Here is a 14,097-nt window from a genome sequence, read left to right as displayed (position 1 = left end):
AATGCTGACGACCACGTTCGCCATGAGCCGGTACGGCACCGGCAACGGACTGCTCTGCACCGGGCCGGCCATCGCCGACCTCACCGACCTCGACCCGCTGGTCACCATCCGACTGCTGCGCGAGTCGGGCTTCATCCTGTTCCGCGGCTTCCGCGCCGACCTGGAGCTCTTCTCCGCCCTCGTGCACGCGATCTCCGGCCGGATCACCCTCGACCCGGCCCGCGAATTCCACGGCGGGGACGTGGCGCAGAAGGTGGACGCCGGAACGGACGCGGTCGGCCTGCACATCGAGAACGGCAACAGCCCGTTCGCCCCCGATCTGACCTGGTTCTTCTGTGAGAAGGCGGCGGCCGAGGGGTCGGAGACCACGGTCTGCGACGGCTACCGGGTCTGGGACGCCTTCGGCGAGGAGACCCGCGACCAGTTCGCCGCGCAGGACATCGCGTACAGCCGGCGGGTCGAGGAGGACCGCTGGAAGGCGTTCGTCCAGCACCAGCTCGACGGCGGGAAGCCGGCCGAGGAGATCACCGTCGACGACATGCGGGCGCTGGCCACCGGGCCGGGCCGGACCGTCATCGAGCCGCTGGACGGGGGCGCGATCCGCTACGAGTTCCAGGTGCCGGCCGCCCACCCCACCCTCTTCGGGTCCCGCCTGGCGTTCGCCAACAGCATCCTCGGGCCGTCCTACAACTACGAGAAGCCCCGGATCACCTTCGCCGACGGCACCGAGTTCTCCGCCGAACTGACGCGGGAGGTGGAGGAGCGTACGGCGGCCCTGACCGAGAACATCGAATGGCAGGATGGGGACGTGGCGCTCATCGACAACACCCGGGTGATGCACGGGCGGCGGGCGATCCTGGACCCGGCCCGCACCATCTACAACGCCCAGAGCTACCTCTCCGACGAGCTGCGCGCGGCGGTATGACGGAGGTCGTCCAGGAGCGGATCGTCGTACGGGTGCCGGCCGCCGCGGTGTACGCGGCGGTCAGCGACGTCGGTCGGATGGGTGAGTGGAGCCCGGAGTGCGTCGGCGCGACGCTCGACGCCCCGGGCTCCCCGCTCACCGTGGGCAGCACCTTCCGCGGCCACAACCGGCAGGGCCGGTGGCGTTCCTGGACCACCCGGTGCACGGTCACGGCGGCCGACCCGGGGCGCTGTTTCGCCTTCGACGTCCGGCTGGCCGGGACGCTGGTCTCGACCTGGCGGTTCGAGCTGACGCCCGCCGCCGACGGCGGGACGGAGGTCGTCCAGTCGTGGTGGGACCGGCGCGGACCGGCCCGACGCAGGATCGGTGCCCTGACGTCGGGGGTCCGCGACCGGTCCCGGCACAACCGCGACGGGATGCGGCGTACGCTCGCGGCGCTGAAGGTCAGCGTCGAGTGCGTAGCACCGCCTCACCGTTGATCTGCCGCTGCACGAACTCGAACGCGCGGTCGCCGATCTTCCGGCCCATCTCCCACGACGCCTGGATAGCGGCCGGGAAGTGGACCCCGCCCCAGTAGCGACTCATCCCGCAGTCGTGCATCCAGTCGGTCCAGGTGTCCCAGCTCAGTACGAGGTCCTCGCGCGGGGTGATGCCGGGTTCAATCAGCGAGGAGCCGGCCTTCCGCTCGAACCGGAACCGCACCTGGTCGGTGCCGAGGTAGCGGCGGGCCGCCTGCACCTCGGCGGCGCAGAGCGCAGTCGAGCCGGACGGGTACTCCGAGTGGTCGGCCACGAGGAGGTAGGCACGCCACTGCTCGGCGGGCAGGTCGCGGACGGTGCCCTTCCCCGGGCCGCCCCAGGCGGTCACCTTCTGGCCCTGGTAGACGTGGCGGATGGCGGTGAACGGGCGCACCGAGTCGTAGACGTTCTTGTTGTACCAGGCGGCGATGGCGGCGTCGAAGGTCGCGGTCTCCGCTACCGCGTGCAGGTGCACCCATTCGTCCAGGCCCAGCTCGCGGTTCTGGATCGCCGCCCCGACGGCGAGTCCGAGGCTGGCGAACTTGTCGTCGAAGAACTCGGCCTTCGTCTTCTGCTCGTCGGTGAGCCCGGCGGAGGTGGCCAGCATGGCGTCCACCTGCGCCTTGTAAGCCGCCTTGTTGCGGTGGTTGCTGGCGGTCGGCGCCGGCACCAGGAACTCTCTCGGGTCGGTGTAGCTGTACGGGGTGACGTGCTGCAGCTGCGGGGTGACGAACTGCTGCACCTGGAAGATGCCGTTGCCCTTGGTGACGATGGCCGGCTGCCAGTGCGACGCGTCGGTCAGCTCGTACGCGGTGTTGCGGGGCCGGTAGCCGGTGTAGTCGGCGTACGGCTGCCGGTTGTAGACCCGACCGCCGTGGTCGCCGAGCTGGTTCATGCCGTCGTGCTCGCGGGCGGCCGCCAGTCCCTTGCCGGCCAGGTTGCCGATGCCCACCGGGGTGCTCGGATCGGTGCTGTCGTCGGCCGGGTCCAGGTGGACCGACTGGAGCATCTCCCGCCAGGTCTGGGCGTACTGCGGCATGACGCTGTTGAACACCCGGAACGAGGCGTACAGGATGGCGATGTTCTTGTTGCGGTTGGTCGCCGCCTCGGCGCGGGGCCGGCGGGGCAGCTGGGTGTAGATGCCCACGGCCGTCGGGTGGTAGGGGGCGATAGCGTCGAACCAGCACAGTTCGAGCATGTTCGCGAACCGGATGATCAGGGTGGCGTCGCTGGGCGCGACGGTGGCGTAGACCGCCGGGCCGGCGAACGGCCCGAGCACCTCCTCGGCGGCGTTGCCGGTGTCGAAGTCGAACGCCGGCTCCGCAGCCGCAGGGGCGGCTGCGGTGGTCGGGGCGGCCGCCGAGGCGGCGCTGGTCCCGCTGAGGGCCAGGCCGGCGCCGGCGCCGGCCGCGCCGAGTAACACCGAGCGGCGGGAGGTGGCGTGCTGGCGCACCCGGGCCAGCCAGTAGTCCTGCATGGGTTGTCCTTTGGGGAGGGCGCCGGAGATCGACCGACGCGGGCGGGAGTGGTGGACCGGCCGCCACCGCCCGGCACAAAGGGCCGGCGCGACACCTGACGCGCGGTGTCGACGTGGTGGAAGCGGCGACGGGCCGCGCGATCACTAGTGGCGGTTCGTCCGACAAGAACGGTCGGGCTGATCCGGAGCAGCCGGACCGGCGCTGAGCAGCTCATGACCGCTCGGCGCAATTCCCATCCTGGGCAGCAGGGACGATCAATGTCTTCTCCCAGATTGCGGTCGGACGGCACCCCTAAAACCCCTGTCCGAACGACCGTCCCGCCGTCATCCGAGCGGACCACCGCCGCCCCCACGGTCACTGCGCCGCGTGGTAGAAGTACGCGCCCAACCCGACCGTGAACGCCAGCACCCCGTACGCGGCGTGCTCGACCCACACCACCAGCAGCGACCGGGTACGCAGGTAGCGGCGGGCGAACAACACCCCGCCGACCAGGGTCAGCAGCACCGACAGCCAGGAGCCGAAGATGATGTGGGCGAAGCCGAACGCCGCGGCGCTGGCCGCCACCAGGCCGCCGCCCCGGCCGAAGACCGGGGCGTACCGGTGGCAGAGGAACGCCCGGAAGATCAGCTCCTGCGGATAGACGGAGAGCACCGGATAGAGCACCACCACCGCCACCCAGATCACCGGCTGCTGCCGGGGCAGGTCGAACAGCCGCTCCGGCGTCAGCACCGCCACCACCACGACGGCCAGCACGAAGGCGACCGTCCAGAGCCGGAGCACGGCCGGCAACGCCGGTCGCAGGGCGGCCGGCCGGCCGAGGTCGGCCCGGTCGAACGTCGGCTGTCGGCGCAGCCACCACCAGGCCAGCGCGCCGAGCAGGACCAGTTCCGGCACCGGGCCGCCCGGAACGTCCCACCAGGCGAAGGCCGCCACCGCGCCGTAGAAGAGGACCAGATACTCGACGGCGAGCCGCAGTCGGCGCCCCCGCTCCGTCGCACTCCGCCCCGTCGTGGGGCTCGCAACCGTGCCGCTCATGCCGGGCACGGTACGGCCGCGCGGGACCGCCGGGAGCGCTCGCGGGCCGTCGCCGACCGCTGTTCGTCCACCGTTCGCCGGACCGTTCCCGCCGGGACGGCGGACGGGCGCCGCGGCCCCACCACCCCGAGGGGCGTCGCGGTGACCGGCCGTCCGGATAGGGGCCGGCGGCGCGACGCTAGGGGTTGTCCCCGCCGACCCGGTGCGTTTGGCTGAGTTCGGCTCACGGGCCCGCGCCGGTCCGGGCCGGACCGGTGGCGCATCGCCCGCCCGAGCGGGGCGGCCACATCCGGGAGGATCGCATGACGGAACGGGTCGAGGCGGTCGTGGAGGCGCTCTACGACGGTCTGAAGCGGATGGACGCGCCGGCGGTGGTCAGCCTGTTCCACCCCGATGCGGAGATCGTCACGCCGAAGTCGCTGCCCTGGTCCACCGGCCACTACACCGGCCTGGACGGCGCGATGGCGTACTTCACCGGGGCCCTGGAACTGCTCGACGACAACCGCTTCGACGTGGAGGAGGTCCGCGTCTCCGGCGACGACTGGGCCGCCGCCATCGGCATGTGGTACGGCCACTTCCGCAGCGGCGGCGAGTTCAACGTGCGCTTCGTGCACTTCTGGACGCTGCGCGACGGCAAGGTGATCAAGGGCGAGGGCATCTCCGACACCGACGGCATCGTCCGGGCCAGCCGCGGCGAGACCGTGCGCTGACCCTGGTCACCGGACGTCCACTCACGACCGACCGTAGGTCCCAGCAGCCGCGCCCGACCCGCCGTACGGCGGGTCGGGCGCGGCTCGCTCCTGGTCAGTCCTCGGCGCGCCAGCGGTAGAACACCTTGGCCACCGCGTCCTTCGGGCCCCGCCAGGTCTCCGGCCGGTACGGGCCGATGTACGGGCCCAACTCCTCCATGATCTTGGCGAACGCCGGCTTGTCGTGGTTGTGCCGGGCGGCCTCGGCGAACGACGCGTCCTGCTCCAGCAGGTGCACATAGACGTCGTCGATCGAGTACAGCCAGCGCCCGGTCACGCCCATCTCGGCCGGCAGCGGTCCGGCGTCGGACTCGGCGAAGATACGCGCCACGTCGGGCTCGGCGCCCGGCTTGATCCGTCCGATGATCACGGTCAGCGTCGTCGCCTGGGGCGGCTCGCCGTCCGGCTCCCACCGGTAGAACTCCTTGGCCACCGAGTCGGACGGGTTCTTCCAGTACCTCGGGTACGGCGTCACGTACGGCTCGATCGCCTCGGCGATCTTCTGGAACGCGGGCAGCCCGCGGGTCTGGCCCGACACCCTGGGGTCCTGCCTGCGCTCGATGACGTGGAGATAGAGGTCCTCGTGCGACAGCAGGATCCGCCCGATGACGCCGAGGTCCTGCGGCCGGGTGGTCCGGTCGTAGTAACCGAAGACGTCGCCGACGGTGCGTTCGCTGCCGGGGACCATGTGGCAGACGATCACGTTCCGGAAGACCATGACTGCTCCTTGGGTGGGATCGGTTCACGGGAAAGCGCGGGCGGTGCGTACGCCACCTGGTGCGGCAGCGCCGAGGCGGAGAAGGTGACCGGAAGTTCCAACAGCCCCCGGAACGGCGACGCGGCCGGCAGCCGGCGTACCTCGGCGAGCGGAACCGCGAGCCGAAGCCCGGGCAGCCGGCGCAGCAGCGCGCCGAGCGCGATCTGCGCCTCCATCCGGGCCAGCGACACGCCCAGGCAGTAGTGGACGCCGTACCCGAAGCCGAGGTGCGGGCCGCGTACCCGGCGGACGTCCAGCCGGTCCGGGTCGGCGAAGTGCTCCGGGTCGTGGTTCGCCGAGTTGATCACCACGCCGACCACCGAGCCGCTGGGGATGCACACCCCCTGGTACTCGACGTCCTCGGTGGCGATCCGGGGGCTGGCCACCGGCAACGGGCCGTCGAACCGGAGCAGCTCCTCGATCGCCGAGGGCAGCAACCGGGGCGTCACGCGCAGCAGTTCGAGCTGGTCGGGGTGGGCCAGCAGGGCCAGCACCGCGTTGCCGAGGAAGTCCGCGGTGGTCTGGTGCCCCGCGAACAGCAGCAGGAAGGTGGTGGTGACCAGTTCCGGCTCGGCCAGCGTCCCGTCCCGGTCGCAGGCCTCGACGAGCGCGCTGATCATGTCGTCGGCGGGCCGGGCCCGTTTGGCGCGCACCAGGTCGGCGAGGTAGTGGTGCAGCCGCAGTTGGGCCTCCTGCACGGCCGCCCGTTCCTCCTCCGGGCTGCGCCGGGACGACCCGGACGTCCTGATCACCTGGGTCCAGCCGAGCACCTGCCCGTGCTCGGCGGCCGGGATGCCGAGCAGCTCGCAGATCACCGTCATGGGCAGCGGGATCGCGAAGTCCCGCATCAGCTCGGCCCGTCCCCGCACCACGACCCTGTCGAGCAGGTCGTCCACGATCCGCGCCACCCGGGGCCGCAGCGCCTCGATCCGGCGCGGCGCGAACGCCTGGGACACGATCCGGCGCAGCCTGGTGTGCTCGGGCGGATCCGAGTTGAGCATGTTCTTGTTCAGGCCCTCCGAGTTCGGCCCGAAGATCCGCAGGTAGTGCTGGCCGGGGCCGTAGAGGTCCTTGGACAGCCGGGCGTCGGTCAGCGCCGCCCGGACGTCGTCGAAGCGCGTGATCAGGTACGAGTCGAAGCGCGGCGAGCTGACCGGGCACACCGGTCGGTCCGCCCGCATCCGGGCGAAGGTGGGATAGGGGTCGGCGGCGAACTCGTCGGTGTAGATGTCGGACCCGGGTACGACGCTGTCGGTCATCGCGACTCCCCGGCCTCGCCGCGCACGCTGTGCAGCACCTGGTAGGTGTTCCGCTGCGCGGACTCGCGCAGCTCACGGATCACGCGCAGCAGCCGGTCCCGGTGCTCGCCGCGGCCGAAGGCGTCCAGCCGTTCGCGGTCCGCCCAGTCGCTGATGATCAGATAGCTGCGCGGATCGTCGGCGTCGCGCACCAGGTCCTGGTGCAGGCAGCCGTCCAGCGTACGGATCTCCTCGGCCGCCGCGAGCCACTCCTTCTCGAACCGCTCCTCGCAGCCCTGCCGGGTACGCATCGCGAGCACGGTGCGGACCCGGGTCATCGCGCACCGCCGAACACCAGGTGCAGGTGCTTGCGCAGCGCGTCGGCGTCGATCGGCTGGCTGCGGAACCCGACGTGCCCGTCCGGCCGGATCAGGTACAGGGCCGCGCCGCTGACCCCGTAGGCGGCCCGGAACTCGCCGTCGGCGTCGCGCACCACGGGCGGGGCCAGCAGCCGCGGCGCCCGGGCGTTCGGGCTGAGCAGCAGATATCCGTCGATCTCCTCGGCCGCCTGCCGGTGCAGGTCGGCGTACAGCTTCTCCACCGCGGCCAGCGTGCCCTCGTCGGCCGAACCGTCCGCGTAGAGCAGCAGGGTGTGCCGGGTGCCGCGGGTGAGGTCGCGCAGCCGCAGCGGGTGCCCGACCCCCGGCCGGTACAGGCCGGTGACGTCGGGGGCGCGGTCGCCGGGCCGGGGGCCGTCCCGCAGGGCGTCCGGATCGGACACGCACTCCCCCACCAGCGGGCTGTCCGCGTAGCTGAGCAGCATGGACATCTCCTGGAGGAACTGGCGCTCCAGATCCTCGCGGTCCAGCTCGTCGGTGAACGCCATCCGGACCGCGCGCCCGACGATCTCCTCGCCCTCCGGACGCCGCTCGGTCTCGTAGCTGTCGAGCAGCCCCGGCGCCGCGATTCCGCGTACCGCCAGCGCCAGCTTCCAGGCCAGGTTCCAGGCGTCCTGGATGCCGGTGTTCATGCCCTGGCCGCCGGCGGGCGGGTGCAGGTGCGCCGCGTCCCCGGCCACGAACACCCGGCCGTCCCGATACCGGTCGACGATGCCGTGGCTGATCCGGAACACCGACGACCAGCGCAGGTTGGCCGCCCGCGTGCCGGGCGGGGCCAGTTGGTCGAGCGCGGCCTGGACGTCGGCGAGAGTCGGCGCGCCGAGTTCCTCGCTGAACCCTGGCGGGGCGTCCTGCCCGCCGGTCTGCGCGAAGAACCGGGGCGGCGCCAGCGTGGCGATCCGGTACCGGGCCTCGCCGCGCAGCGGGACGCACACCAGCATGCCGTCCATCCGGCCGTCCGTCTCGTGCAGGAACCGGAGCAGGTGACCGTCCGGCATGTCCCAGTCCACGTCGACGTCCCCGAGCATGAACAGCTGCGGGAACCGACCCAGCCCGCCGGTGAAGGTCAATCCGAGCAGCTCGCGGACCCGGCTGTGCGCGCCGTCGCAGCCGACCAGGTACTTCGCGCGTACGGTCTCGGTGCCACCGTCGGCGGTGGCGACCGTGGCGACCACGCCGTCGTCGTCCTGGCTGAACGCGATCAGCTCGGCGCCACGCTGCGGGCGTACGCCGAGGGTGGCCAGGCGTCGGGTGAGGATGCGCTCGGTCTCGTACTGGGGCAGGCCGAGGTGCGCGTACGGCAGGCCCGGCAGCTCCCAGCTCATCCGGTGCGTCTGCACACCGTTGACGAACACCATGTTCCCGGTCAGCCAGATCCCGGCGTCCATCGCCTCCCGCACGATGCCCTGGTCCTCCCAGAGTTCCATCGTGCGGCAGTGCACCCCGATAGCCTTGTCGGCCTGCCCGGCCGGAGTGGCCAGCCTGTCGATCACGCGGCAGTCGATGCCGCGCCGGGCCAGCTCGACGGCGGCGGTGAGCCCGGTGGGTCCCGCGCCGACCACGAGTACGTCCGTTGTCCTGTGCACAGCAGCAGCCTCCCTGCCCGTAGTCGGTTCAGGTCCGCTTCCGGGTTCGGCCGCGACGTGGAAGAGGCGGCGCCGGAAGTCGAGAAGGAACGGTGCGATCGGTCCGGCCTCCTGTTCGGCGTGGGCCGGGTCGCTGATCCAGCGGTGGAACTCCGCCTCGCCGGCCCACTCCGCGAAGATGTGGAAGACGTCCGAGCCGGGCTCGCGCAGCAGCTCCTCGCGCAGATACCCGGGCACCCCGGCCATCCGGGACTTGACCTCGACGTATCCGCCTTCGAACTCGGCCAGCCGGTCGGCCGGCACGGTCAGCTCGACGTCCACGAAGATCCTCGATCCCCCGTGGTCGACGTCGTACATCACCCGGTGGCTCTCCGGCCCGTACGCCTCGACCAGCGGCCGGACGGCGTCGGCGAGAACCGCCGCGACCGGACCGGCCCGGTAGTCGCGCAGTGCCGACTCGTCGGACCATTCGGTGACGACGACGAAGGCGCGCGGATCGATGGCGTCCCGCAGCAGGTCCCGCCGGAGGTTGCCGGCCAGGCCGCCGATCCGCCCGCCGACTGTGCGCCACGCCGACTCCACGGCGGATTCGAGCCCCGGGCGCGCGCGCATCCGGACCATCGTCCTGATCATGAAAGCTCCTTCGACGGCCTGCGGGGAGACGGTCGACCGGTCGAGGCGCGTACGGCCCGAACCACCACGACGTCGTGCTGCGACCCTGCCGGAGGCCGCGTCACCCCGCCGTCACCGCCGGCCGCCGACGAGTCCACGACGGTTGACGCGACGGGGACGCACCGACTGATTCACCCGCGCCGGAGGCGGGCGGTACGCGCGCTCCGGCTCCGTGCCGGGCCGCGGCCGGGCGCAGTGGCCGGGGAGGTCCCGTTACGCCGGACGCGTCGGCGACAGGGCGCGGGTGACCACCGTGACGTCCTCGGCGCCGAATCCCTCGGCCATCGCCCGCCGCCACTCGGCGGCCGTAGGTCAGCGCCGACGATGGCGGCGCCGAATGGCGACACCCCGCGACCGCCGGGGCCGGACCGCCTGGCCGGGCCGGCGCGGGGCGGAGGCGGATGCCGCCGAAGCGGGGGCGCGGGACCGGGCCGCCGTGTCAGGATCACCCTCGCGGGCGGCGACTCGGGTCGCCTTCCGCGGCAGGTGGTCGCGCTGCCGGTACGGCGCCGGCTCGGGTGCGCCCGGCGGCTGGTCGGGAGGTGGCATGAAGTATCAGGAGTTCGTGGCACGGGTTCGCGAACGGGGCGAGTACGACAGCGCCGCCGAGGCGCAGCAGGTCATCAGCGTGGTGGTGACCTGCCTCGCGGAGCGGCTGACGCCGGACGAGGCGAGGCAGCTCGGCTCGCAGTTGCCGGCCGAGATGGGTGACTTCCTGAAGTCGGCGCTCGGCGGCGCGCCGCGCATCGGGGTGACGGAGTTCCTCCGCAAGGTCGGTGACGGGATCGGCGCGACCGAACGCACCGCCGAATGGGATGCGAGTGCCGTCCTGTCGACCATCTCCGACGCCGTCTCCGGCGGGGAGCTCAACGACGTGGTGACCCAACTGCCCTCCGGCTACGCGTCGCTGTTCGGGCGGCCCGGCGTGTCGGGCTGAGACGCGGGCCGGCGTACTGCTCCTGACACCCGGTGCTGCCGCCGCTCAGGGGGCGGTCGTTCCCGCCAGCAGCGCCAGCCCGGTCTCCTGGTCGACCCGCTTGGCCAGGCTCGCCCCGACCTCGGAGATGATGACCTCCAGGGTCGGCCACACCTCGCCGTGGAGCAGGTGGCCGCCGACGGTCGAGCCGTCCCGGCGGCCCAGCACGGCATGCACGTGCAGGGCCGGCTTCCCCTCGTTCTCGGCGATGTCACCGAGCAGCGACAGCACCTCGACCTGTTCCCGGACCGGAATGGTCCGGTAGTCCCGCTTCTCGCGCTCGAAGTAGCCGAGGTCCGCCGAGGCGAACCCGCCGACGGCGGTCACCCGAGCACCCCGGATGTCGTGCCGCTGCGCCACCTCGTTCACGGCGGCCACCGCGTCCTCGCCCTTGTCGACCACGACCACCAGTACGCGCCGGTCGCCGTCGCCCAGTTCGACTTCTCTCATGATCACCCTCATCTCGCCCGCCGGAGCAGCCGAACCTCCGCGCCACACCCGGTACGCCCCGACCCGCCGCCGCGGCCCGGTCACCCGTCACGCTATCGGCGGGGTCGGCGCGGGCAGGCTCGATCGACCGGGTCCGCCCGACCGGTACGGATCGGATGTACCGAAGGTCGGTGGCGTGGGTGGATACGGCGGCCTGCGGCGGGCCAGGTACTGGCGGAGGAGTGGTATCCCCCGTTGCGGCTGATGTCCGGTTCGCGCCCGAACCTCCGGTGGCCGGGTACCGGGGACGCCGGACGTTCGCCCCCGGACCGTCGGGGACTCCGCGGGCGGTTTGCCGCCGGTGCGGTCGGGAAGCCAAGCGGTTGCCACGGCGCGGGTCCGGTAGCCGCGCCGACGTTGAGGCGGGAGGTTGACATGGGTGACCAGGATCGACTCCACGACCTGCGCAAGCAGGCCCACAACGCGGGTATCGAGGGCAACTCCAAGATGACCGAGGGCCAGTTGCAGCAGGCGCTCAAGCAGGTCGGCAAGGGTACGTCGCCGGAGATGGCCAAGCGACAGGCCAAGGGCTGACCGTACGCCTCGACGCCGGCATCAGAAAGGTGCCGGCGTCGCGGCGTGGAGTGGTGCGGAAGGTTCAGCGCCGCCCGATCAGCGGCGCGTAGTCGATCGCGGTGAGCGGCAGCCGGGACAGTGATCCGTCGGCCCGCGGCACGTCCAGCGGCTGCCCGTCGCGGCGGAAGGTGACGCCGTGCACGTCGGCGCGGCTGGTCAGCGTGCAGACGATCTGACCGAACGCGAGGATCTGGTCGCTACGGCCGGTCTCGTCGCCGGCCCCGCCGACCTCGACCTCGGCGACGCCGCCGCTGAGCCGGGCGCCGGCCACCGAGGCGGTGCCGGTCAGCGCGCTGGTGTAGCCGGCGTCCCGTTCCGTGTTTCCGGGCCCGGCCAGCAGGTGCCGCAGGTGCGTGTCGACGTCGGGCAGGTAGTCCACCCGCCGCACCACGGTGCCCAGTCGGTCGTCCCGGACGAAACAGAGGGACTCGTTCGCCCGTCCCGCCATCGAATCGGCGTCGCCGGCGACGGGGCTGTTGTGCGGACCGGGCCGACCCGACACCCGCCGGGGCGCGTCGTCCACCGGCACACCGCACCCGGTCAGCAGGAGCGCGGTGAGCGCCACGATCAGCGCGCGTCGGGTCATGGCCGGCACCCCGGCAGCTCCACCCGGAACCGGGCGCCACCCTCGGGGCGGTCCGTCACCATGGCCCGGCCCCCGTGCACCGCCGCGTGTTCGGCGACGAGCGCGAGACCGAGGCCGGTCCCGTCGGTGCCGGCCCGGTCGTGGGCCGCCCGGCCCCGGACGAACCGGGCGAAGATCACTTCGCGGTCCGGCTCCGGCACACCCGGCCCGGCGTCGTCCACCTCGATGCTGCCGGTCCCGTCGTCGTCGCAGGTCAACCGCACCTCCACCGGCCCGCCGGCGTAACGGACGGCGTTCTCCACGAGGTTGAGCAGGATCTGCGCGACCCGGCGACGGTCGACGTACCAATCGCCGCCGGCCGACGTGGACCGCACCAGCCGCTCCGGCAACCCCTGCGCCCGGCAGGCGTCCCGGGCGAGCGCCTCGACGTCGACGCGTTCGCGGTGCGCGGGCTGCTCGGCGCGGGCCAGCTCGATCAGGTCGTCGACCAGCCGCTGGAAGCGGGCGATCTCGTCGGCGACGAGCCCGGCGGCCGTCGCCGTGCGTTCGTCGTGGTGCTCGCGGCGGCGGTCCAGCACGCTCGCCGCCGCGGCCAGCGTCTGCAACGGAGAACGCAGTTCGTGGCTGACGTCCGCGGCGAACCGCCGGTCCCGCTCGTTGTGCCGCACCAGTTGCTCCACCATCCGGTTGAAGGAGGTGGAGAGGCGGGTGAGGTCGGGATCGGTGGCGGGGTCGAGGCGCGTGCTGAGGTCACCCGCGACGATCCGTTCGGCGGCGTCGGCCACCGCGGTCAGCGGCCGGAGGCTGTGCCGGGTGGCGTACCAGCCGAGGGCGGCGCCCGAGCCGGCCACCATGATGGCGACCGCGGTCAGCGTCAGCCCCACCAACTGGACGGTCTGCTCGACCTCACGCAGCGAGGTGAGCTCGTAGTAGCTGGTGGTCGGCGAGAGCGGGACGCCGACCAGCAGGGCCGGCTGCCCGTCCGTCCGGATCCGCTGCACGGCCGGCTCGCCCGAGCGGACCATCCGCTGCAGCTCCGGCGGGACCACGCCGGCGCCGATCTCCGCGCTACGCGCGTACCACCCGCCGTCGCGCTGCACCAGCGGACGCCGGGCACTGCCGGTGTCCAGCGAGCGGAGCACCTCCCCGACGTCCGGCGCGTCCGTGTCCAGGCCCGAACGAACCACCGCGGCGTCGAAGTACGCCGCCCGCACCGCGGCGCGTTCCCGCTCGTCCAGCAGTGAACGGCGGGTCAGGTCGTACGAGAAGAGGGCCATCGCCGCCGCGAGCAGCAGCGCGCCGATGGCGAACCCGGCGGTGACCCGGGCGCGCAGTCCGAGACGGTTCATCGCTGCAGCTTGTAGCCGAGGCCGCGGAGGGTGACCAGGTGCCGCGGGTTGCCGGGATCCGCCTCGATCTTCTGCCGCAACCGGCCCACGTGCACGTCGACCAGGCGCTCGTCGCCGGTGTCGTATCCCCACACCCGTTGGAGCAGCTGCTGGCGCGACAGGACCTTGCCGGCGTGCTGGGCCAGCTCGCAGAGCAGGCGGAACTCGGTCCTGGTGACCGGGACGGGCCGGCCGGTACGGCGGACCTCACCGGCGTCCGCGCTGATCTCCAGATCGCCGAAGACCTGCACCGCGGCGGGCGCCGCGACGGCCCGCCCCCGGCGGCGCAGGGCCCGCAGCCGGGCGGACAGCTCCTTGATCGCCACCGGCTTGACCAGGTAGTCGTCGGCGCCGGCCTCCAGCGCGGCCACGATGTCGTGCGTGTCGTCGCGGGCGCTGACCACCACGATGGGTACGTCGTCGTCGCGGCGGAGCTGCCGGATGCACTCGAACCCGTCCAGTCCGGGCAGCATGAGGTCGACGAGCACGTTGTCCGCCGGGTCCTGGCGTTGCCGGCGCAGCCCCTCCTCGGCGCTCGCCGCCCCGTACGCCGTGTAACCCTCCTCCTCCAGCGCGAGCAACAGCGCGAGCCGGATCCGGTCGTCGTCCTCGATCACCAGTACGGCTGTCACCCCGGCATCATCCCTGGCCGGACCTGGTATCACCAACCCCGGGATTCCTGACCCAGATTTGTCACACAACTGTCATACCCCTGCGTGACGACCT

Annotated in this window: 15 protein-coding genes; 5 read left to right on the top strand and 10 right to left on the bottom strand. The window is 72.5% G+C overall.

Translation table 11 applies throughout. The annotated features are described in order from the left end of the window. The first annotated feature begins 1 nt into the window (after position 1). Both GA0070621_RS08635 and GA0070621_RS08630 read left to right on the top strand, forming a co-directional pair. Positions 2–925: a TauD/TfdA family dioxygenase gene (locus GA0070621_RS08635; RefSeq protein ID WP_091192996.1), complete on the top strand. Its 924-nt coding sequence runs from the start codon at positions 2–4 to the stop codon at positions 923–925. Further along, the gene (locus GA0070621_RS08630) at positions 922–1,404 is read left to right on the top strand and encodes an SRPBCC family protein (RefSeq protein WP_091192993.1); all 483 of its coding nucleotides are present in this window, start codon (positions 922–924) and stop codon (positions 1,402–1,404) included. Before GA0070621_RS08635 ends, GA0070621_RS08630 begins: the two co-directional genes overlap by 4 nt. Here GA0070621_RS08630 and GA0070621_RS08625 read toward each other — a convergent pair. Further along, positions 1,370–2,920, bottom strand: a complete 1,551-nt coding sequence (locus GA0070621_RS08625; RefSeq protein ID WP_167666720.1) for a vanadium-dependent haloperoxidase — start codon at positions 2,918–2,920, stop codon at positions 1,370–1,372. The two genes, GA0070621_RS08630 and GA0070621_RS08625, sit on opposite strands and share 35 nt — an antisense overlap. A gap of 355 nt (positions 2,921–3,275) precedes the next feature. After that, positions 3,276–3,956: a CPBP family intramembrane glutamic endopeptidase gene (locus GA0070621_RS08620; protein WP_167666719.1), complete on the bottom strand. Its 681-nt coding sequence runs from the start codon at positions 3,954–3,956 to the stop codon at positions 3,276–3,278. A gap of 302 nt (positions 3,957–4,258) precedes the next feature. Between GA0070621_RS08620 and GA0070621_RS08615 the strand changes: the two genes are divergently transcribed. Continuing rightward, complete coding sequence (locus GA0070621_RS08615) at positions 4,259–4,666, top strand: nuclear transport factor 2 family protein (RefSeq protein ID WP_091192991.1); 408 nt, start codon at positions 4,259–4,261, stop codon at positions 4,664–4,666. 94 nt (positions 4,667–4,760) lie between these two features. Here GA0070621_RS08615 and GA0070621_RS08610 read toward each other — a convergent pair whose 3' ends face one another. Genes GA0070621_RS08610 through GA0070621_RS08595 form a run of 4 tightly spaced genes read right to left on the bottom strand, consistent with a single transcriptional unit; the run spans position 4,761 to position 9,317 of the window. Then, complete coding sequence (locus tag GA0070621_RS08610) at positions 4,761–5,423, bottom strand: TcmI family type II polyketide cyclase (RefSeq protein ID WP_091192988.1); 663 nt, start codon at positions 5,421–5,423, stop codon at positions 4,761–4,763. Then, positions 5,405–6,721, bottom strand: a complete 1,317-nt coding sequence (locus tag GA0070621_RS08605) for a cytochrome P450 family protein (RefSeq protein ID WP_091192984.1) — start codon at positions 6,719–6,721, stop codon at positions 5,405–5,407. Before GA0070621_RS08605 ends, GA0070621_RS08610 begins: the two co-directional genes overlap by 19 nt. Next, a complete protein-coding gene (locus GA0070621_RS08600; protein WP_091192982.1) occupies positions 6,718–7,038 on the bottom strand; it encodes a putative quinol monooxygenase in 321 nt (106 codons plus the stop codon). Before GA0070621_RS08600 ends, GA0070621_RS08605 begins: the two co-directional genes overlap by 4 nt. Next, entirely contained in the window at positions 7,035–9,317 is a 2,283-nt protein-coding gene (locus tag GA0070621_RS08595; RefSeq protein ID WP_091192979.1) for an FAD-dependent oxidoreductase, read from the bottom strand. The genes GA0070621_RS08600 and GA0070621_RS08595 overlap by 4 nt, the downstream gene beginning before the upstream one ends. A 586-nt stretch (positions 9,318–9,903) precedes the next feature. Here GA0070621_RS08595 and GA0070621_RS08590 point away from each other — a divergent pair. Further along, complete coding sequence (locus GA0070621_RS08590) at positions 9,904–10,293, top strand: DUF2267 domain-containing protein (RefSeq protein WP_091192976.1); 390 nt, start codon at positions 9,904–9,906, stop codon at positions 10,291–10,293. A gap of 45 nt (positions 10,294–10,338) precedes the next feature. On the opposite strand, the gene GA0070621_RS08585 is transcribed toward GA0070621_RS08590, so the two are convergent. After that, a complete protein-coding gene (locus GA0070621_RS08585) occupies positions 10,339–10,782 on the bottom strand; it encodes a PPC domain-containing DNA-binding protein (RefSeq protein ID WP_091202200.1) in 444 nt (147 codons plus the stop codon). Between the two features lie 414 nt (positions 10,783–11,196). On the opposite strand from GA0070621_RS08585, the gene GA0070621_RS29460 reads away from it, so the two are divergent. Continuing rightward, positions 11,197–11,355: a hypothetical protein gene (locus GA0070621_RS29460; protein WP_157739900.1), complete on the top strand. Its 159-nt coding sequence runs from the start codon at positions 11,197–11,199 to the stop codon at positions 11,353–11,355. Positions 11,356–11,419: 64 nt separating this feature from the next. On the opposite strand, the gene GA0070621_RS08580 is transcribed toward GA0070621_RS29460, so the two are convergent. Genes GA0070621_RS08580 through GA0070621_RS08570 form a run of 3 tightly spaced genes read right to left on the bottom strand, consistent with a single transcriptional unit; the run spans position 11,420 to position 14,003 of the window. Continuing rightward, positions 11,420–11,983 carry a GerMN domain-containing protein gene (locus GA0070621_RS08580; protein WP_091202198.1) on the bottom strand — a complete coding sequence of 188 codons (564 nt, stop codon included), beginning with the start codon at positions 11,981–11,983 and terminating at the stop codon, positions 11,420–11,422. Next, complete coding sequence (locus GA0070621_RS08575; protein WP_091192974.1) at positions 11,980–13,332, bottom strand: sensor histidine kinase; 1,353 nt, start codon at positions 13,330–13,332, stop codon at positions 11,980–11,982. Before GA0070621_RS08575 ends, GA0070621_RS08580 begins: the two co-directional genes overlap by 4 nt. Further along, the gene (locus GA0070621_RS08570; protein ID WP_091192971.1) at positions 13,329–14,003 is read right to left on the bottom strand and encodes a response regulator transcription factor; all 675 of its coding nucleotides are present in this window, start codon (positions 14,001–14,003) and stop codon (positions 13,329–13,331) included. Before GA0070621_RS08570 ends, GA0070621_RS08575 begins: the two co-directional genes overlap by 4 nt. Positions 14,004–14,097 lie beyond the last annotated feature (94 nt).

The sequence above is a fragment of the Micromonospora narathiwatensis genome (genome assembly GCF_900089605.1).
GTDB classification, from domain to species: domain Bacteria; phylum Actinomycetota; class Actinomycetes; order Mycobacteriales; family Micromonosporaceae; genus Micromonospora; species Micromonospora narathiwatensis.
This window is presented reverse-complemented; position numbering and strand designations above follow the sequence as displayed.